Source organism: Flavobacterium covae (genome assembly GCF_001534645.1).
Taxonomy (GTDB): Bacteria; Bacteroidota; Bacteroidia; order Flavobacteriales; family Flavobacteriaceae; genus Flavobacterium; species Flavobacterium covae.
Genome location: NZ_CP013992.1, coordinates 333375 through 354370 on the forward strand (window position 1 = coordinate 333375; position 20996 = coordinate 354370).

18 protein-coding genes and 1 tRNA gene are annotated in these 20996 nt (G+C 29.6%); 6 read left to right on the top strand and 13 right to left on the bottom strand.

The genetic code is table 11. The features are described from left to right. Positions 1-301: 301 nt before the first annotated feature. From AWN65_RS01405 to ahcY, 3 genes are all read right to left on the bottom strand, one after another. Entirely contained in the window at positions 302-2407 is a 2106-nt protein-coding gene (locus AWN65_RS01405; protein WP_060381533.1) for a DUF4301 family protein, read from the bottom strand. After that, complete coding sequence (gene pnuC, locus AWN65_RS01410; protein WP_060381534.1) at positions 2362-2994, bottom strand: nicotinamide riboside transporter PnuC; 633 nt, start codon at positions 2992-2994, stop codon at positions 2362-2364. Before pnuC ends, AWN65_RS01405 begins: the two co-directional genes overlap by 46 nt. Positions 2995-3507: 513 nt before the next feature. Then, positions 3508-4824: an adenosylhomocysteinase gene (gene ahcY / locus AWN65_RS01415; RefSeq protein WP_060381535.1), complete on the bottom strand. Its 1317-nt coding sequence runs from the start codon at positions 4822-4824 to the stop codon at positions 3508-3510. Positions 4825-5076: 252 nt separating this feature from the next. On the opposite strand from ahcY, the gene AWN65_RS01420 reads away from it, so the two are divergent. From AWN65_RS01420 to AWN65_RS01430, 3 genes are all read left to right on the top strand, one after another. Then, positions 5077-5718 (top strand): 4'-phosphopantetheinyl transferase family protein, encoded by a 642-nt coding sequence (locus AWN65_RS01420; protein WP_060381536.1) that lies wholly within the window; start codon positions 5077-5079, stop codon positions 5716-5718. 113 nt (positions 5719-5831) lie between these two features. After that, a complete protein-coding gene (locus AWN65_RS01425) occupies positions 5832-6548 on the top strand; it encodes a phosphoglycerol geranylgeranyltransferase (RefSeq protein WP_060381537.1) in 717 nt (238 codons plus the stop codon). 1081 nt (positions 6549-7629) lie between these two features. Then, complete coding sequence (locus AWN65_RS01430) at positions 7630-9306, top strand: thiol-activated cytolysin family protein (RefSeq protein WP_081078370.1); 1677 nt, start codon at positions 7630-7632, stop codon at positions 9304-9306. Positions 9307-9895: 589 nt separating this feature from the next. On the opposite strand, the gene AWN65_RS01435 is transcribed toward AWN65_RS01430, so the two are convergent. The 7 genes from AWN65_RS01435 to AWN65_RS01465 all read right to left on the bottom strand — a co-directional run bounded on the left by AWN65_RS01435 (position 9896) and on the right by AWN65_RS01465 (position 16504). Beyond that, positions 9896-10330 (bottom strand): hypothetical protein, encoded by a 435-nt coding sequence (locus AWN65_RS01435; RefSeq protein ID WP_060381539.1) that lies wholly within the window; start codon positions 10328-10330, stop codon positions 9896-9898. 122 nt (positions 10331-10452) lie between these two features. Further along, positions 10453-10539, bottom strand: a tRNA-Ser gene (locus tag AWN65_RS01440). A 7-nt stretch (positions 10540-10546) separates the two neighbouring features. After that, the gene (locus tag AWN65_RS01445) at positions 10547-11581 is read right to left on the bottom strand and encodes an asparaginase (protein ID WP_205729625.1); all 1035 of its coding nucleotides are present in this window, start codon (positions 11579-11581) and stop codon (positions 10547-10549) included. Beyond that, a complete protein-coding gene (locus AWN65_RS01450) occupies positions 11565-12701 on the bottom strand; it encodes a 1-acyl-sn-glycerol-3-phosphate acyltransferase (protein ID WP_060381540.1) in 1137 nt (378 codons plus the stop codon). The genes AWN65_RS01445 and AWN65_RS01450 overlap by 17 nt, the downstream gene beginning before the upstream one ends. A gap of 111 nt (positions 12702-12812) precedes the next feature. After that, entirely contained in the window at positions 12813-13583 is a 771-nt protein-coding gene (locus AWN65_RS01455; protein WP_060381541.1) for a TatD family hydrolase, read from the bottom strand. Between the two features lie 267 nt (positions 13584-13850). After that, positions 13851-15206, bottom strand: a complete 1356-nt coding sequence (locus tag AWN65_RS01460; protein ID WP_060381542.1) for a M16 family metallopeptidase — start codon at positions 15204-15206, stop codon at positions 13851-13853. Continuing rightward, positions 15203-16504 (bottom strand): M16 family metallopeptidase, encoded by a 1302-nt coding sequence (locus tag AWN65_RS01465; protein WP_060381543.1) that lies wholly within the window; start codon positions 16502-16504, stop codon positions 15203-15205. The genes AWN65_RS01460 and AWN65_RS01465 overlap by 4 nt, the downstream gene beginning before the upstream one ends. A gap of 187 nt (positions 16505-16691) precedes the next feature. On the opposite strand from AWN65_RS01465, the gene rplU reads away from it, so the two are divergent. The 3 genes from rplU (at position 16692) to AWN65_RS01480 (ending at position 17939) form a co-directional block, all read left to right on the top strand. Beyond that, positions 16692-17123 carry a 50S ribosomal protein L21 gene (gene rplU / locus AWN65_RS01470; protein WP_060381544.1) on the top strand — a complete coding sequence of 144 codons (432 nt, stop codon included), beginning with the start codon at positions 16692-16694 and terminating at the stop codon, positions 17121-17123. A gap of 25 nt (positions 17124-17148) precedes the next feature. Then, positions 17149-17409, top strand: coding sequence for a 50S ribosomal protein L27 (gene rpmA / locus AWN65_RS01475; protein WP_060381545.1), 261 nt, complete (start codon positions 17149-17151; stop codon positions 17407-17409). 77 nt (positions 17410-17486) lie between these two features. Continuing rightward, on the top strand, positions 17487-17939 hold the full coding sequence (locus AWN65_RS01480; RefSeq protein WP_060381546.1) for a 6-pyruvoyl trahydropterin synthase family protein: 453 nt from the start codon (positions 17487-17489) through the stop codon (positions 17937-17939). 89 nt (positions 17940-18028) lie between these two features. Here the strand turns inward: AWN65_RS01480 and AWN65_RS01485 are convergent, their stop codons facing one another. From AWN65_RS01485 to AWN65_RS01495, 3 genes are all read right to left on the bottom strand, one after another. Then, positions 18029-18589: a Crp/Fnr family transcriptional regulator gene (locus tag AWN65_RS01485; protein WP_060381547.1), complete on the bottom strand. Its 561-nt coding sequence runs from the start codon at positions 18587-18589 to the stop codon at positions 18029-18031. 249 nt (positions 18590-18838) lie between these two features. After that, entirely contained in the window at positions 18839-20008 is a 1170-nt protein-coding gene (locus AWN65_RS01490) for an ABC transporter permease (RefSeq protein ID WP_060381548.1), read from the bottom strand. A 16-nt stretch (positions 20009-20024) separates the two neighbouring features. Continuing rightward, on the bottom strand, positions 20025-20984 hold the full coding sequence (locus tag AWN65_RS01495) for an HlyD family secretion protein (protein ID WP_060381549.1): 960 nt from the start codon (positions 20982-20984) through the stop codon (positions 20025-20027). Positions 20985-20996 lie beyond the last annotated feature (12 nt).

Below are 20996 nucleotides of genomic sequence, written 5' to 3' on the forward strand. Positions count from 1 at the left end.
ATACAGGGACTTTTCTTCTTTATGATAAAGTATAATCTGGGGTAAAACTTCTGATTCTATAAAAGATCCGAAGATTATAAGAATGCAAAGTCTTCTTTAAGATTAGAGTTTATTATAAAATTTAAATGATGATTAGGATTATAGGACAAAAAAGAGGCTGCCCAAAAAGTAATAAATCAACATGCAGTTTGTTACTCAGTAAGGAGGAGTTTCATAATCAAGATTATGTAATTTCTCCCTTTGGTTGAAATGACAAGATTGCGAACTTTTTGGGCAGTATCTGTATTATATTTTTTTAGAATTATAAAATTTCAGGTTGATGGACAGATTTTAAAAGATCATTAATCGTTTTTACAGGAGTAAAAGTATCAAGAGGAACTTCTATAAAAAGGGTAATCCAATTGGCCATACTACCATTCCATAACCCAGGTAATTCGTATGATTTATATTGAATTCCATCTTTATTTTTTTTAACAACAAAGCCTGTGTTGGGATCTGTAAAATCTAATAAATTAAACTTATTGCCTTGATAATCTTTTATGGAACAAACAAGATCCACGGGATTAAAATGAGTGGAAGATTTAAAAATTGATTTTTGTTTATCATTTTCTAAATCAATTTGTGCGGATTCAACGATTTGTAGTGTTGAGTTTCCTTTTTTATCTTTTACCCAAAAAGGACCACCGCCTGGTTCATTCTCGTTTTTAACCATTCCACATACACGTATAGGTCTGTTTAAGAAATGTTTTAAAATTTTGATTTGACTTTCTTCTTTGTACTCATCAAAATCAGGATTAATAATAATAGAAAGTTTGTTTTGAATAAAGTTTTTAACTTCTTGTATTAAAATATTATGGTATTTGTTTTTGTTAAGTTCTTTTAGGTAGTTGTGGCTTTTGTTGCTGATTTCTAGTAGAATACCAGCTAACGCTTTTTTGTGTTTTGTTACAATTTCTGAATGATTTCTAGATACATTATCAATATTTTTAATGAAAAGGATGTCTGCTTCTCTTTGATTTAAATTGTAGAGTAGAGCACCATGTCCTCCCGGGCGAAATATAAAATTTCCTTTTTCGTTTTTTAATATTTTGTGATTTTTTGTTAACGCAATGGAATCAGTAGAAGGATCTTGATAAGAAAAACTTATATGTAAGTTTTCTTTTAATTCATTAGGTAATTGTTTAATTAATTCAGAAAATAGTATTTCATGTTCAATTGAGATGGTAAAGTGGATGTTACCGTTGCTACAGGAAGCGTATTGGTTTGATTCTTTGAAATGTTCTTCAATAGGTGTGGTAATTTTCTCTTCGTATTTATGAAAAGGTAATACTGCTTTTGGTTTGTTAAGAAAATTAAAATCAGGATCCTCTAGTATTGTTTTAATAAATAAATATTTTTTTTTAGAAGCGGATAACTTTTTGTATTGATTATTTTGTAGAACTAGTTTGGAGACAACTTGGTGATAAAAAGGGAATTTTTCAATACCAGCAATAAATGTTTCTAAAGCAGTATTGTTTGTTCTGTTAATATAGCCATTTATGGTTTCCTCTTCGGAGTTAAAATCGAGTATAAAATCGTTTAAAAACTTAAACATTCTAGTTGCAGCACCTGAAGCTGGAATGAATTTTTCCAACGTTTTCCCAGTTTTATTGGAGTCAAAATAATTGATATAATAATCTAGCTCTTGTGCGTCTAGTTTTATAATCCCATTTCCAATTGTAGCAGGAGCTTCTAGTGCTGTTTTGACAATTCCATTTTTTAAGAAATAAATTTGTTTGATGATTAGATTAATGTTTTTGTTTTGGTTGTAGAGTTCTATAAATTCATGGCTTGTAAATCCTGCATTTAGAGCTTTTTCTAAATCAGTTACAATTTGGATTGCCTTTTTTAAGCGTTCTTCTCTGTTGCCGCTGATTAAAATAAAAGGTTTTTTATATTGAATTAAATTTTTTTTAAATATTTCAAAGGAAGAGTCTCTGTATTCAGCACTATCTCTTAAGCCATCAGATTCCCATGGTATATCTTTGTCTGTTAAAAAATAAAGGTCGTAGTGATGTAAATTAGCTGCTTCTTCTAATTCAGGAGAACATTTATTGTAATAAATATCCGAATAGACCTTAGTAACGAGTGCATTAGTATCGCAGAATAAAAATCTATGAGCTGTTTTTAGAGCTTCATTTTCAATAGCAATTTGACCAATAGCAATAGGTAGTAAATCTTTTTCTTCACAAGTACGCCCTTCTTTATCAAGAATTTCTAAAAGAAAATCCCTTGCATATTCTACTATCCAAGTGGTGTTAAAATGTTTAGCTAAATCACGTGCTAATGTGGTTTTTCCTGTGCTTTCTGGTCCGTAAGTGGTTATTCTGAGGATGTTACTTTTTCTTTGTTTAAGATTTTCTTCCATTCTAAATAGGCCAATATGGCTAAAATTGTGAAAATAATATATTGGAGGGCAAAGATATAAAGTTCTCGCGACCAAAGGATGGGGATGATAAGAAAATCTCCAAGAATCCATAAACTCCAACTTTCAATTTTTTTTAACGCCATAAACCACATAGCTGTAAAAAAAATGCAAGTAGTAAAAATATCAATCCAATTATTTATATATATTTTGATTTCAAAAATACTGTAAATACCAATACAAATAATAGCTGTTAATAGGAACATTACAAATCCAATTAGCTTTTCTTTATTGTTAGTTCTTGTAATTTTTGAGGTACTGTTTTCATTCATGTTGGGCTGAACCCATTTGTGCCAACCGTAAATACTCATAAAGGTGTAATAAATATTAATACTCATATCTGCCATATATTTGGCTTTATACATGATATAAACAGTTATAGTAGTTGCAATAATTCCAGTAGGATAAACCAAATAATTTTCCTTTTTAGCAAACCATACACTTAAAATTCCAAAGATAAAAGCAATAGTTTCTAGTGTAATTTGCCAGGTTGGAATATTTTGGTATTGAGTAAGTATTTCATTAATCATATTTTATACAGGCTTTTTTATTTTATAAAAAAAATAATTTAAAGAATATAGATTAGAGTTAATTAATCAGTAAAATATAAATTGTTCTCTAGCAAAACTAATGAAAAATGAATTAGGAAAAGGAAAGAACATTGTGTTGTATTTTTGAAAAATACTGTTTTTTTAAGAAATAGAATAATTGAATAAAAACGATTATTATTTCTTTTTCTATATTGCTAGAAAAAAGGGGGTATAATACAGGTGTAAATTTTATTATGAACAAAAAATCAAAATAAAAATTAAGACTGAAGGTGCTAAAAGTTGGGAAATTGTAAAAATATAGTAGATATTCTAAAAAAAAGAGACTGTCCAAAAAGTTCGCAATTTTGCCATTTCGACCAAAGGGAGAAATCACATAATGTTTATTTATTACTTTTTGGATAGCCTCTTTATACTTATACAGTTTATCTTATATTTTTTAACAAGTTAATAAAATAGACTTCAGAATATAAGTTGATAAAACTTTATGAATTATTAGTAGCGATAGTATTCAGGTTTAAAAGGACCTTTGACTTCAACTCCAATATAAGCAGCTTGTTCTTCAGATAAAGTTTCTAATTCAACTCCTAATTTCGTTAAATGTAAAGCAGCCACTTTTTCATCTAAATGTTTTGGTAACATATATACCTCGTTTTTATATGCTGTACTGTTAGTCCATAACTCAATTTGCGCTAACGTTTGGTTAGAGAAAGAGTTACTCATTACAAATGATGGGTGACCTGTAGCACAACCTAAGTTTACTAAGCGACCTTCAGCTAAGATGATAATTTCTTTGCCGTTTACGTTGTAAATATCTACTTGAGGTTTTACTTCTTGTTTTGTAGCACCGTGGTTAGTGTTTAACCATGCCATGTCTATTTCATTGTCAAAGTGACCAATGTTACAAACGATAGTTTTGTCTTTCATAGCTTCAAAATGACGACTTACTACAATGTCTTTATTACCAGTTGTAGTAATCACAATATCTGCATTACCTATAACAGTGTCTAACTTTTTAACTTCATAACCATCCATAGCTGCTTGTAAAGCACAAATAGGGTCAATTTCGGTAACGGTAACGATAGAACCAGCGCCGCGGAAAGAAGCTGCTGTACCTTTACCTACGTCACCGTAACCACAAACCACAACTCTTTTACCTGCTAACATTACGTCAGTAGCACGACGCACAGCGTCTACTGCACTTTCTTTACAACCGTATTTGTTATCAAATTTCGATTTTGTAACTGAGTCATTTACGTTGATAGCAGGCATGTATAACGTGCCGTTTTTCATTCTTTCGTATAAACGATGAACACCTGTTGTTGTTTCTTCTGATAAACCTTTGATTCCTTTAACTAATTCAGTGTATTTATCAAATACCATGTTTGTCAAGTCACCACCATCATCAAGAATCATATTTAATGGTTGTCTTTCTTCACCAAAGAATAAAGTTTGTTCAATACACCAGTCAAATTCTTCTGCATTCATACCTTTCCAAGCATATACTGGAATACCTGCTGCTGCAATTGCTGCTGCTGCATGATCTTGTGTAGAGAAAATGTTACAAGAAGACCAAGTTACTTCAGCACCTAAAGCTACTAAAGTTTCAATTAATACAGCTGTTTGAATAGTCATGTGTAGGCAACCTGCAATACGAGCACCTTTTAAGGGTTGGCTCGGACCATATTCAGCACGGATAGCCATTAGACCAGGCATTTCAGCTTCTGCTAATTGAATCTCTTTTCTTCCCCATTCTGCTAAAGAAATATCTTTAACCTTATAAGGTACATACGGAATTGTTGTAGTACTCATCTATTTAGTATATTTGTTTTTAAATATTAAATTTTATAAATCGGATGCAAAACTACGGATTAGTTTTTGATTTGCCAATAGATTTGTACAAATTAATATTTGTTTTTTTGTTGTAACTATTTAATTATCAATGTATTTTATATTTTAAAATCCATTTCCCCTTGTCTGTGGTATTATTAAAAGTAAAATTTGAAGTTGTATTATCTATTTTCAAATGAATTAAACAAACTTTAGAAATTAATAAGATTCAAAATGCCTTTTTATAAAGAAATATATTTTTCAGAAGACACCACTATATATCTTTGGAAAACTACAGAAACTTACAATCAATTATTTGAAAACGTATTGTTAAAAAATCAGTCTCTTGCTCGACTTGAAAAAATGGGTTCTGAAGATCATCGAAAAAATTTTTTAGGGGTTCGAATGCTATTACAATATTGTGGTTATACAGATCATGATTTATGTTATGATGTTAGTGGTAAACCTATACTTAAATCAGAAAAGAATAAACCAGTGGTAGAAGTAAGTATTTCTCATTCTGGTGAATTTTCAGCATTGGGATTAAGTAATAAGCCTATAGGTATAGATTTAGAGAAGATAAAAGAAAAAGTTCTTCGCATAGCTCCTCGTTATATGGATATGAAGCATATTGAAAATCTTTCAGTAAAGGAACAAATACAAAAAGCGATTGTTATTTGGGGAATAAAAGAATCTATATTTAAAATAAAAAATGAAGTAGGTATTAGTTTTCCTGATCATATTTTTGAAGATATGTTTAACTTACATGATAATCATTGTAAAGCGCAATTGCGTTTTAAAAATTTAATTGAAGATTTTGATATTGATTTTTGTTCCATAGAGGATTATATGTTAGTTTGTGCTTATAGATCCTGAGAATGAAATTAATGAAAAATATTGCTTGTTTTTTGTGGCTTCTTCTATAGAATTTAATAGTAATATTCGTTTTAATAAAAAAGATTAAATTTACAGAGTTAAATTAATTAATGATGTCAATTACGGTTTATGAGTCTATTTTTAATGCAAAAAAGAGAAAACACAGGTTATTAGCTATTTTAATAGATCCAGATAAAATAGAACTATATAATATTAATAGACTAGTAAGAAAAATTAATGAATCTCCAGCTACTCATATTTTTATAGGAGGAAGTATTGTTAAAAATTGGATTATAGATGAATTAATCATAGGATTAAAAAAAGAATGTAACTTACCTATATTGATTTTTCCAGGACACCCTTCGCAAATTTCACATGAAGCAGATGGTGTATTGTTTTTAAGTTTGCTTTCAGGACGTAATCCCGAGTATTTAATAGAACATCATGTTAATGCCATAGATTTGCTCGAAAATTCAAGATTAGAAATTATTCCTACAGGTTACATCTTAATAAATGGAGGGAAAGAAACAGCTGTTGAACGAGTAAGTAAAACAAAACCTATAGAGAGAAACGATATTAATTTAGCTTATAAAACAGCCAAAGCAGGTGAATATCTAGGTAATAAGCTTATGTATTTAGAAGCGGGAAGTGGAGCGTTAGAAAAAGTACCATTAGAAATGATTCGTAAAATCTCAAAAAATCTTAGAATACCAATCATTGTTGGAGGAGGAATTCGATCAAAAGAAGCAGTTGAAGAAGTGTATCAAGCGGGTGCTGATATGGTTGTAATAGGTACTGCATTTGAAAATGATTTGAACTTTTTTGATTGATTCTAGTTGTTATATATAGACTGTTTTTGACTCTTCAGAATTAGTTGATAAGTTGTTTTTAGAATTAATGATTCATAGCTTTAAAAAAATACGATATAATTTTGATGATAATATTTTGTCCTGATATTTTAGATTAATGTAAATTCTGAAAATACTTAACAAGATTCTTTTAGTATGTTATTCTTTATGACTTATCATATAAAAGAATATTTTTTTGGTTTTACTATTGACCAAATGTTATAAAGTAAGGAAAATTTAAAAAAAAATTAGTTGCCTTTATTCTTTATAAATTTAAAATGACTGTATATCGATTGTATAGACTTTAGATAAAATAGTGCTACAAATTATAATTTAAGTAAGAGTTATATTAAAAAGTAGGCTGTTCAAAAAGTAATAAATCAACATGTAGTTTGTCACTCCAGTAAGGAGGAGTCTCATAATCAGCATTATGTGATTTCTCTCCCTTTGGTCTGCGAACCTTTTGGACAGTCTCCTGTATTATAGTTATATTCTATAAATTCTATTATCCCTTTTTTGTTTAAACACTTTTAATAAAATTAAAAGTTATCTACAGTAATATATAAATATAATAACATTATATGTGTTTGTTTTTGTGTTCTTTTAGGTGTGTTTTTGACTATAAAAGAAGAAAATGTAGTTTAAAGAATAGTTGTTAACTATTTGTTTTTTAGTGCCTTTTGTGTTTAAATTTTTTAAACATTGTGTTTTTTATAAATACACGATAAGTGTTTTTTAAATTTTCAACTCTTTAAATGATTGTTTTTAATTATTTAATAATTTGTTTTTTATATCGTATATGTTTAAATAATGTAATTACGAGTTGTAATATTGCAATTATATAACGAAAGGGTTTTATTTATAACTAATAGTTTTTATTATGTTTTTTATTTATAAATAACATTTTATATTTTTTAAACTATTTGTTATTATCAAAAGAAAACAAGTGTTAAAAAAAGCTTAATTGTGTTATAAAAACATGTTTTATATCAAAAAATGTTATCTTTGTGTAAAAATAAAACGTTACAAAAATAAGGTAGAATAATTACAAATAAATAAATATATGAATTTTTTAAAACTAAATGCCAAGTGGACATTGCTCGCATTAATGCAATTGTCGGTTTTAAGTTGTAATAAAGAAGATGTTGCAGCTAATGAATCAGATAAGGATGGAAAAAATATTAAACAAGAAAGCATTAATGATGGTCCTAAATCAGAATTACAGATTAGTAGAAGAGTTCTTTCGTCACCACCAGATCAAGTAGGATCTGCAAGCTGTAAAACGATTGAGGAAACTTATGATAAAACATTTGATAATTTTTCAAAATTAGGAGCAGGGACTCATTTATTGTGGCCAGGAAATATTGTGCAAGGAGGAACTATTGTTTCAGGAAACTTGGCATCTATTCCTATTGATCCAAAAGGAAGAAATACTATTGAGGTAAAGGTAGATGCTTTTTCATCTAATGAATCAAAATCATCAAGTAAAGAGGTAGAAAATCCAACAGCAGGTAAAGTACAAGATGCTTTAGAAAAAATATTAAACTCATATTATACATCAGGAACTAAGTTTCCTGCTAATTATGCTGTTGAAATTCAAAGAACGTATGACAGTAAACAATTACAAGTAGCTTTAGGTGTTGGTTATACAGGACCTTCTGTAGGTTTGTCAGCTAGTTTGGGGCTAAGCTTTAAAAAGAACAAGACTTATTATGCCGTTACGCTTAAACAAAAATTCTTTAACGTATCAGTATCTGCAAAACCAGGACTTCAAGGAGATTTTGGTTGGATAAAAAAAGATTATCCGAGATCTGAATTTGATAAATATATAGGACAGAAAAATCCAGCTGCCTATATCTCGTCTGTAACGTATGGTAGATTATATACTTTAGTTTATGAATCTGACGAAAGTTCTTTTGATATGGAGCAAGCTTTAAATTTTGCTTATAAAAATCCAGCTGCATCTATAACAGTTGATCAAAAATTAAAATATTCTACTACATTACAAAATACAAAAGTATATGCAAAACAGTTAGGAGGTAATGCTTCTGGTGGATTAGATGCAGCATTTGGAGCATTTGCAGGAAATTTTGAAAAAGTAAGAGATTTTGTGGTGAATGGAGCAGATGTTTCTAAAGAAAATCCAGGGTACCCAATAGAATATACAGCTGTTAATATTGAATCAAACCTTGATGCTACTATTAACGTTAGTGGAATATCAAACTATTCAGAGTGTGAAGAAACTATATATACAGCAAAAACGCTTGATGAAGCTCAAAAAAGAGTTGAAGACTTAAAAACGGAATATGGTTATAATAGTTGTGCTAAGATTATTATATTTAATAACACAGATAGAGAAATCGTATTAAAAAATTATACTCCTTGGTCTGGTAGTACTTTTTCAAACTTACCACCTACCTCTATTCCAGCAGGAAAATATGGATATTTATTAGCTGTTAATCAGTATGGTACTTCAAAAGGTACATATAACCAAATTTCATATTTATTTGACAATAAAACAATAAGTTTCGGTACCTATGCGCCTGTTGAAGCAGCTAGAACGAATAATGTTTTAGTTAATTTTAAAGAAATAACAGAATCAGAGTTAAATTATAATAGTACGAGACCTTCTATAGAAAAAATACAAGACAATATTAGAATTAGAGGAACTATTGGAGGAAAAGCGGCACCGTATGTTAATTTTACGATTACTGGTAAAGGAAATAGTGTTATAAACTAATATAAAGAATTTTAAATAGTTAATTTTTTTAAAATCTGTATATAATATTTTTGTACTGATTTTACTCCAAAATGAGGTGTTTGCCAATTTAAAATGAAAACACTTTAATAGGTAAGATTTTACTTAGGAGAATAATTGATTTATTTAGATTATAGTTAATTGTTTTTTTTTCTTATTCTAAATAAAAATTTAGAATAATACAACAAGGTTACCCTATAAAAGGGTAACCTTGTTCGTTTTTATTGAATGTATACAGAAATAGAATGTATGAAAATAAAAAGGGCTATAAATTCTTAAAATCTAGATCATGATAGAATTTTTTTAATACTCAAAATCTATAGAATTTGTTTGTTGTTTTAGTTAAATATAATATTTAAAAGATGGGAATGAGGAATATTTTCCTTTAATAATTAAATTATAAGTTTTCTTCTTACCTTATTATAGCGTTTATAGTTTGCGAAGATGCCTAAAACTTTTGCGTTAGTAAAACAATCCCTTGTATTAAGTCTTTTTTGGTTTTTGGATTATTTAATACTTTTAAAGTTTTTCCTGGTAAGTGGTACAAAGATTAATTTAAAAATACTTTGTTTTAGGGATTTGCTACAAATGGTAATACAATTTTAGTAAACCAATTAAAATATTGAAAATTAATTAGCAGAGAGAAATAGTTTTTTGTATCGGGTCTTAAAACCGAGTCTGCAACTTGTTTGTCAATTCCCTTTAAAAATTCAAGAATAGCTTGCCCAAAACTTTTATAATTCTTTCCTGTTTCTTCTAAATAGGGAGACCATCCATTGACTAGTTTTTTATTTATTTCGAGTACTATTTTTTTAGCATGACGTAAGCGTTCGTTTTTGTTTTTTAAAATAGGTACTCTTACTCTTTGACGTTCAAGTTTCTTATTAGTGGGATTTTTAGAGTAATAAACAATAATCCATTCTTTGTTTGCTTTTAGTTCGGCAGGTTTGTAGTCTATAAAAGCCGTAACCTTTACTTGATTTATTGAGTTTTCAAATTTTTCCATTTTTTTTTACAGCACTAAAAATAATTTTTTAACACCGTAAAACTGTTGACTCAAATTTGACACAAGGCTTTATTGTTTTCTCTTCTAAAGCCTAGTAAAATAAGGGATTTTTGCATGTTTAGTAGAGAGAAAGGGATTCGAACCCTCGATGCAGTTACCCGCATACAAACTTTCCAGGCTTGCTCCTTCAACCACTCGGACACCTCTCTAGTTTTACTATTCCATTTCACCTCGAATAGAGGTCTCAAAGATAGTCTTAAAAATGGAAAATCCAATATTTTGACCTAATAAAAACATTAATTTTGTTATGGCAGCTTCTGTAGTTATATCTTTTCCAGAAATTACGCCTATTTGTTTTAATTGTGAACTTACTTCATAATGTCCCATACTAACACTACCACCCGAACATTGGGTTACATTAACAATATGAATTCCTTTTTGTATAGCTTGATCCAATAAGTTAATAAACCAATCCAAAGTAGGAGCATTGCCTGAACCGTAGGTTTCTAATACAATACCTTTGAGGTGAGGGATTGACAAAATAGCATTAATAACGGATTCTGATATACCAGGAAACATCTTTACGATGGCAACATGAGTATCAAATTGAGTGTTAACGTGTAGTTTGTTGCTTGTGTTTTTTTTTAGAAGGTATTCTTCATTAACTTTTAAGTGAACTCCAGATTCAGCCAAAAAAGGAAAGTTTGGTGAAATAAAGGCATTAAAGTGTTCTGCGCTTATTTTTGTAGTACGATTGCCTCTGTAGAGTTTGTATTCAAAATACAAGCAAACCTCAGATATAACAGGTCTTCCTTTTTCTTGTAAAGAGGCAATTTGAATGGCGGTTATTAAATTTTCCTTTGCATCGGTTCTTAAATCACCTATAGGTAATTGTGAGCCTGTAAAAATTACAGGTTTCTCTAAGTTTTCTAGCATAAAACTTAAAGCAGATGCAGAATAGGACATAGTATCTGAGCCATGTAAAACTACAAAACCCTCATACTGATTATAATGGGTTTCTATTATTTGAGCTATTTTTACCCATCCTTCTACATTCATATTTGAAGAATCTATTGGCTCTTCAAAAGAAATAGTAGCTATATTACAATCTAATAATTTTAACTCAGGTATATTTTTTAGTAATTTATTGAAGTTAAAGGCTTTTAAAGCACCCGTTTCGGTATCTTTTACCATACCAATAGTGCCTCCAGTGTAGATTAGTAATATGTTAGATTTAGATATTATACCCATACTTTAATTTGTTAACAACAGGATTAGCATACATAGCCAAAAAGCTTTCCATTATTTTTTGATTTTTGCTATCAATTCGCATTTCTAATCTTCTTTCGAAAAGAGATTTTTCCTGCTGGGTATATTTAGATTCAAATTGTTTTGATTTAAAAAGTAAATCATAAGCAATATAATTTGTAGGCCATAAATGATAGGATTGGAGAATAGAGTCATCTATAGCTTTGACTACTTCTTGAATTTGTTTATTACTGTTTGAATTTTCAAATTGAATACGATCTAATTCAGAATCCAGTATTTCACCTATGTGAATATGAATGCGTTTTTTTTGCCCTATGATTCCTCTTAGGATATTATTAAAATCTTCATTAGAACTTTTTTGATATATTTCGTTATTAGCTTCTGCCATTAGTTGTGGCATCTTTAGCGCATCAGTAGGATCATATTCGTAAGAAATAGAAACAGGAACGATCTTAATCTGTTTGAAATAATCTAAAATGTTTCGTTCGCCAGCTGCCATTGCCAGCATTTTTAAAACACCACTATGGGTCGCGTCATGCCCATCTTTAGTTCTTCCTTCTCGTTGAGCTATCCAAACAGATCTATTTTCGCGTAATAGTAATTGTTCTATATATTCAGATAATAACTGTGAGCTTTGTAAAAGTTCTCTAGGAGATAAACCTCTCTGGACAATAAAATTACGATTTAATCGAGATAAAGAACGTAAAAAGTCTTTTTTAACTAAATTATCTCCTATTGCTGAGGCTGTCATAACAAGACCATGATCAAACAAGGAAATATTAAGTAAAGAAGTATCAAGTATGATATCACGATGGTTAGACATGAAAAGATAAGAAGTGTTAGGTTCTAACTTTTCAAATCCAGAAGTACTTAAACCATCGGAGCTTTTTTCGATTACTTTTTGAATGGCTTGGTATAAAAAGTTACATTGAAAATCACGAATAGAATGTGTGCGCAATAATTGTTCTTTCCAAACACTATCTGTGATATTTGGAAAAGCAAAATTCATGATTTCTTTGATTATAGGGTGATTTGCCGCATTTCGTAATGCTTGATTTACTTCAGCATCATAATACGGTCTTATTGCATCAAATTTTGGCATTGCAAATACAATTTTCAAATACAAATGAACAAAAAAATAAACAATTTACTATAAAGAAATTTTAAAATACTGATAGATTATCAGTTTTATATTTCGTTATTTATTAAAATGTTAAATACCAAATACTTCCTTGGAGTTTTGAGTTGTTATAGAGGCTATTTCTTCAAGAGTGCAATTGTAAATTGAACTTAATTTTTGAGCAATTAATGAAATATAAGCACTTTCATTTCTTTTTCCTCTATAAGGTGTAGGAGCCAGATAAGGTGCATCGGTTTCTAATACTATATGTTGAAGATCAATTTGATTTAAAAACTGATCAATTTGCCCATTTTTAAAGGTAGCTACTCCTCCAATACCCAATTTTAAACCATAACCGATCGTTTTTAATGCCTGTTCGTAAGTTCCTGTAAAACAATGGAAAATCCCTGAAAGGCCTTCTCCTTTTTCTAAATCTAATATTTCAAATACTTCATCAAACGCATCACGACAATGAATGTTAATAGGAAGTTTGTGTTTTTTTGCTAATCGAATTTGATGTCTAAAGGCTTTTTTTTGAATTTCTAAAGTTGATTTATCCCAGTATAAATCAATTCCAATTTCGCCTATTGCGTAAAATTTTCTTTTGCTTAATTCTTCTTCTATTAAGGCTAATTCTTGTTCGTAACTTTCGGGTTTTACATAGCAAGGATGTAATCCTATCATTAGAAAAACATTTTTAGGGTATTCTTTTTCTAGATCATACATTCTTTGTAAATAGCTAGAATCAATGGCAGGAATAAAAAAACGATTAATACCAAGGTTTATGGCTCTTTGAATGCTTTCAGAGCGGTCTTCAGAAAATTGAGATGAATATAAATGAGTGTGTGTATCAGTAAGAATCATGATTTTGTTTTTTCAATCAGACAAAGTTACTTTTTCTGTGATAAAATGAAAATGGTCATCTTAAAGAATTAATAAAAGAAAAGCCATATTTGAATCCTATTAGGTATTAAACTGAGAATGTACGAAATTTTTTTCCTATATACAATGTGTTGTATTTAGATAAAAGGGTGCGTTTTATTAGAATAAATTTCTATCACATAATTTTACTTTACAATATATTTTTAGATGTTTTTTGATTATAAAAGAAGACAAACTCTAACGGTCATATTAAGGATTTAGAAAGTTGCAGTCAATGTCGAATTTTTTTACACTATATTTACTTTGAAGAAGTTGTTTTTCTATATGATTTCCATTGCCTACAATGATAATCAAGCAATGATCCGCTTGGAAATATTTTTGAGCTACTCGCATAATATCTTCTGGTTGTACAGCATCAATTTGCTGGATATAATTTTGATAAAAATCATTAGAAAGATTTTGAATTTCGCGATTAAGAGCGTAACGAGCCACAGATTCTGGCTTTTGAGATTGCATAATGAAATGACCAATATATTTAGATTTAACCAATGCTAACTCCATTTCATTAACTAATTCATTGCGTAATTTTTGAATTTCTTTTACTATTTCATCAATAGCATTAATTACAATTTCATTACGAACTTGTGTTGAAATTTTGAATTTTGTAACAGTTTTACTTCCTGATATAGAGGAATAGGCTCCATAAGTCCATCCTTTATCTTCTCTTAAATTTAAAAACAAACGACCGTCAGCACCACCTCCTAAAATTTGATTAGCCATTAAGGTAGGAAAATAATCAGCACTATTCATGGGCAAATGAACCGTATTTACTATGCTAATTTCGGTTTGAACAGCATTTGGTAGATCAACCCAATTAATTTCTGTTCTGTCAATTGTTGGGGGAGAGGGTATGTTGTGTATAGGGAAATTGTTTTTAGACCATGTAGAAAATTCAGATATAACCTTTTCTTTTACAAGTTCAAATTGTATATCACCTATAATCACTAAATAGGCATTTTGAGGAGTAAAATAGTTACTGTAATTGTTTTGTATGTCATTAAGTGTTATGTTTTTTAATGTGTTTTCTGTAATAAATTCACCTTTTGGATGAGAAGATCCAAAGATTAGTGCGTTCTCAATTCTATTTAGTATGTTTTGAACATTTTTTTCGTTTGATCTTAATGCCTCTATCATTTTCAAACGTTCTTTTTCTAATTCATCTTGCGTGAAATTAGGAAATAAAACACCTTGTGCAAAGAGTTCTATCATTCGACCAGCATATTTTGATAAACCAATGGCTTTACCTCCAGTAGAATGTAAATAAAATTCCAGCCCTAATAAGTCTGTTTCTTCATAAAAATCTTCTTTTGATATTTTAGTAGATCCTTTTCCTAATAAAGAGGAGGTAAGTGCATCCACTCCTTTTTTGTTTCCTTCAATAAAAAGAGGTCTGTCAATCTGTAAATGTATTGAAACACGAGGGAGTTTATGATTTTTAACGACTAATACTTTTAGACCATTAGAAAGTTCAAAACGGTTAGGTTCTTGAAAATATAATTCAGGAAGTTTACCTGTAGTAGGGGGAGTATTTAGATTTAAATTCATAATATATTTTTAGGCTTGTATACTAATTCTAAACGTTGATGAGGATTTAGATAAAATTGACTAACTAATTGAATTTCATTTTGATTAATGCTATTTAGTAAATCAAATTCGGTGTTAATTAAATGAATATCCTTGTACAATAGATGGAAAGTAGCTAAATCATGTGCAATAGTTTCTAAACTCGTTTTGTTATCAATCAAATGATTCTGATATTTATTTTTTAATTTTAAAAAGTCATGATTAGAAATAGGGGCTTTTTGTAATTGTAGAATTTCTTCATCAATTTCTTTCTTTAAATCATTTAAATCAATTCCAGTCATAGGAAGTGCATAAATAATGTATAAACCATAATCTTCTAAGGAAATATTAAAAGCACCAACTTGAAGAGCCATTTTTTTTTCATCGACTAATTTTTTATAAAGTTTAGAACTTTGTCCATCGCTGAAATAACTAGAAATAAAGTCTAATATTCTTGAATCTTTGTCTTTCATAGAAGGTGTGCGATAGGCAAGAACTAACATAGGTATTTGTATGTTAGGATCTTCATATTCTGCAATAATTGTATCGCTAATGGGAAGTTCTAATATTTTTTTTCGTTCAATTTTAGAACCAGAGGAAATAGATCCAAAATATTTTTGAATCCAATTTTTTGTTTGCTCGATTTCAAAATTACCTGCTATTACTAGAACAGCATTATTAGGGATGTAAAATTTTTTGTAAAAATTTTTAAATTCGATTAGAGTGGAAGCATCAATATCTTCGACTTCTCCAATGGTGGTATTTCTATAAGGATGTGAAGGGAAAAGATGTTTTTTAACTTCAGCTAATAAATGACCATAAGGACGATTGTCATAGCGCATTTTTTTTTCTTCTTTTACTACTTCTTTTTGTGTGTCAATACCTATTTGGTTAATTATAGCGTGTCTCAAACGTTCAGCTTCCATCCATATTGCAAGTTCTAGCTGATGTGAAGGAAAAACTTCGTAATAATAAGTTCTATCATCACTAGTGTTAGCATTATTAGTGCCTCCATTAGTTGAAACTAGCTTAAACCATTCTCCTCTTGGTATGTTTTGAGTGCCCTCAAAAAGAAGGTGCTCAAAGAAATGAGCAAATCCTCTCCTGTTTTCTGGATCATCTTTTGAGCCTACATGATACATGATAGAGGTTACTGCTACAGGTATATTGTGGTCAGGATATAAAACAACCTCTAATCCGTTTTCTAAAGTATAGACTGTAAATTTTAATGGAGTGTTCTGAAGCGATCCTCCTAGAGGTGATATATCAGGTGTGCGCATAAGGACGTTTTAAATAAGGTAATACTATAGAATAGTTTGTAATTGATACCAAAAATACATTTTAAATCATTGTGATAAAAGGGATTAATATTTTTTGTAGATATTAATAATTTTTTAAATGATAAGTTGTTGATTTCGAAAGAAATTGTATATTTGCAACCTTGAAAAATTAATAAACATTATTGTTATGTACGCAATCGTAGAGATAGCAGGGCAACAATTTAAAGTAAGCAAAGACCAAAAAGTATTCGTACACCGTCTAGCTAATGAAGAAGGTTCAAAAGTTACTTTTGACAAAGTTCTTTTATTAGATGATAACGGAAACGTAACTCTAGGCGCCCCAGCTATAGAAGGAGCTTCAGTAGAGGCAAAAGTATTACAACACTTAAAAGGTGACAAAGTAATCGTTTTCAAAAAGAAAAGAAGAAAAGGTTACAAAAAAAGAAATGGTCACAGACAGTATCTTACTCAAATTTTAGTAGAAGGTATATCTGCTAGTGGTGCAAAAAAAGCAACTCCTAAAAAAGAAGCAGCTCCTAAAGCAGAAGTAGCTACTGAAGAGGCAGCAGCTCCTAAAAAAAGAGCTACTAAAGCTAAAAAAGAAGATACTAACGAATAATATTAACTTTTAAAACCATTACATCATGGCTCACAAGAAAGGTGTCGGTAGTTCTAAGAATGGTAGAGAATCAGAATCGAAACGTTTAGGCGTTAAGATTTTTGGTGGTCAAGCTGCTATTGCAGGTAACATCATTGTAAGACAAAGAGGTTCAAAACACAATGCTGGTGAAAACGTTTATATGGGTAAAGATCATACTTTACACGCTAAAGTTGACGGTGTTGTAGCATTCCAGAAAAAGAAAGACAACAAGTCTTATGTTTCTGTAGTTCCTTTTGAAGCATAGTCTTAATAGAACAATAAAAAAATCAAAGCGTTCGTATAGCGAACGCTTTTTTTATACCTTTGTTTTTTATTTTTATTATGAGTAAAATTAGAATTACTAAACAGTTTAATTTTGAAACAGGACATGCTCTTTACGGGTATGACGGTAAGTGTAAAAATGTACATGGCCATAGTTATAAACTTTCAGTAACCGTTATAGGAAGCCCTATAACAGATAAAGGAAACGTAAAATATGGAATGGTTATTGATTTTTCGGATTTAAAGAAAATTGTAAAAGAAGAAATTGTAGATCTTTTTGATCATGCCACAGTTTTTAATGCGACTACACCACATATAGAGTTAGCAAATGAATTAAAACAAAGAGGACATCATGTTATATTGGTGGATTATCAGCCCACCAGTGAAAATATGGTGATTGATTTTGCTGCTAAAATTTCAAAACATTTACCTGATCAAATAAAGTTACATTCGTTGCGATTACAAGAAACGGAAAGCTCTTTTGCAGAATGGTACGCAAGTGATAATGTGTAAAAAAAATTCACGGAAACTTTAAGGCTAGAAGAAAAACAAAATGATTTAATTTTAAGCTAGGAAATAAATAATTCAGAAGCTTGAATAAATTAAATGTTGCTTCTTATTCGACTTAAAGTTTCTTGTGATATGCCTAAAAAAGAAGCAATCATACCTAGAGGAACCCTCTGAATAATATCTTTATTCTCGTCTAAAAGTTGTATGTATTTTTCTTTAGCACTCATATATTGTAAAGAAGAAATTCTTTTGGACATTTGAAGCATAAATTTACCTAAAATATATCGACTAAAATTAGCAGCTGTTAGAGAGTTCATACATAATTCTTCTAATTTTTCATAATTGCAAGTCGTGATAACGGAATTCTCTAAAGCCTCTATATTATAACGAGTAGGTTTATTTTCAAAAAGAGTATCAATATTGGCTGTTATTTTTCCTTCCGCATAAAAGTTTGTAGTAATGTCTTTGCCGTTTTCAAAATAGAACATTCTTATTAAGCCTTCGTTAACAAAAAAAACGGTATGATTGAATTGATTGTGCTGACTCAATATATCTCCTTTTTTAAAGGTTTTAGTCTTGCATTCCTCTCTTAAAATACGTTCAATCTCATTGTCAAATTTTATATGTTTCTTTAGCTCTTCAATCAAATCCATATTTACAGCGTTTTTACAAAAATATAAAAAAAAGACGTTCCGATACTTTGAAACGCCTTTACTGTTTAACTCAGATTACGCATTAGAAAAATTAATTTTTATAACTCATTGAAATAAAATGTTTTAATTTTTATCAATTCTAGTTTTTAAAAAAATAAAGTATTAGGGAATCAATAAAGTTTTTTTAAAATTCTCTAATGCGTAATTTGGGTTTAATTTTGATAGAATTTGTGTTAAGAGGAGAAAATCTTACGAAATGTTGAGGTCTTTGAAAACTTTTTTGATTTTTATTCTTAAAACAACCCACCCCAAAAGAAAAAATACTAAACCCAAAATAAATAAATGCCAGAAAAATTTTAAAGTTAAATAATTAGGTCCTTTTTCTATCACCATAATTTTCATTGCTTCTAGGTAAGGAGTTAAAGGAATTATTTTGCTAAAATTTTCTATAAATACAGGCATAGCATTACTAGGCCAAGTAAAACCACTAATGATGAAAGCAGGAGATGCAATTACCATTAAAACTTGAGTTGCCTTAAGAGCATCTGGTATTAAGATACTGAAAAAAACACCTAAATTAGTTGTAGCAATTATAAATGCGCTTGTTAGTAAAAAGAAATTTATAAAGCTATCAGGAATAGGTATTCTAAAATATAAAGCACATAAATAAAAAACAAAAATATTTAAATATGAAAATAACCAAACAGGTAAGCACTTAATAAACATTATCAAAATAGGATATTTATGTTTCCCAGTAAAATCTCTTATAAAGGATTCTCTTTTAAATTCTTCCGAAAAAGTAACTGCCATGGCTAAAAGAATTACTTGTTGTAATACAACAGCCATTATAGCAGGCCACATAAAAAGAAGGTAATTTCCTGTGGTATTAAATAATGAGATATAATTAGTTTTAAAAGACTCTATATTTTCCTTAGCTTGGTTAAAATTCATTCCTTTTTTTTGAAATGACTTGATTTCTGCACCAGCAGAGAATGTTCCTAATGTTAACTGAATGGCTTTTGAAGCAAAATTAGACGTTAGAACATTAGAATTGTTAAAATACACATTTATTTCAGGGTATTTTTTTTGAAGAATATTAGCCTCAAATCGTTTAGGTATAATGATAGCTGCACTTGCTTGTGTTTTTATTATTTCCTCCTTTAAATTAAAAGGCTCATTTACATAATTCAAAACCTTAACAGTCTTGTTGTCTTCAAGCATTTCAATTACTTGGTTTGACATAGGAGATTGATCCTGATTGATCACTATTATAGGAATATCTGTAATTTTTCCTTTTTGATAGGTAAAACCTAATAATAATGCGTAAATAATGGGGCCAATAAAAAATACAGAAAGTATTGTTCGGTTCGTTACAAACAATCGAAACTCTCTTTTTAATAAATATCTTAACTGTGTCATGTTTTTTATGTTAAGATTATTTTAAAATAACTCTTGAGTTGACCAATAAGTTGTTCAGTTTTACTCTATCTGTAGGTATAACTTTTATTTCATATACAGCTTCCCCTGGTTCATAATCTGGATAAGCAGTAGTAATATCAGCATATTTAGCTAATTGCTTTATTGCTACTATATTCCCTGTAAATTCTTGGTTACTATAGGTAGATGCTATGTTTATTTTCATCCCTTTTTTATATTGAGAAATTTTACTCTCTGGTATGGTAAAACGGAAAAAAGTAGAGTTCGGAATATAACCATTAAATAAAGGGTATCCAGCAGTTGCTAGTTCTCCTACATTAAGAGAAATAGTTTCTATTTCCATATCATTAGTGGCTATAATATAACGTTCAGAATAGACCACGTTAGCTTCTTGTAAAGCTCCCTTTGCTTGAGACGCTTGTCCTTCAGCCATATTAATTTTTTCAATTCTTGTGCCAATTTCAACATCATGTAATTCGGCATTCACAGCGTCTAATTGCGCTTTGGCTCCTTGGTATTTTGCAAATACTTCATCGTATTGTTGTTGAGCCATTACACTATCATTAAACATATTTCGTGCTCTATTATATGATTTTTTAGCATATTCAAATTGTTCAGAAAGACCTTTTTGTTTAGATCTTAATTGAATTAGTTGGTCAGATGTTGCGCCATTTTTAGCCATTTGAGCTTGCGCAACCGCTGCCGCTGTAGCTCCTTTTGCTTGTGCAATTTTTGCAGAAACTTCAGGGACATCTAAGAGAGCTAGCGTATCGCCTGCATGAATCATTTGTCCTTCCTCAACATATATTTTTAAGATTCTTCCCGTAACCTTAGGAGCAAAGGATACCGTTTCTTTTTTAGTTTTTCCCTCTACCTCTTTTTCTTTTATTTGATTGTTACAAGCTGCTAGTGTAAAAAGATTAATTACAGCTAATGTTTTTATAATATCGTTTTTCATTATAATAAGTTT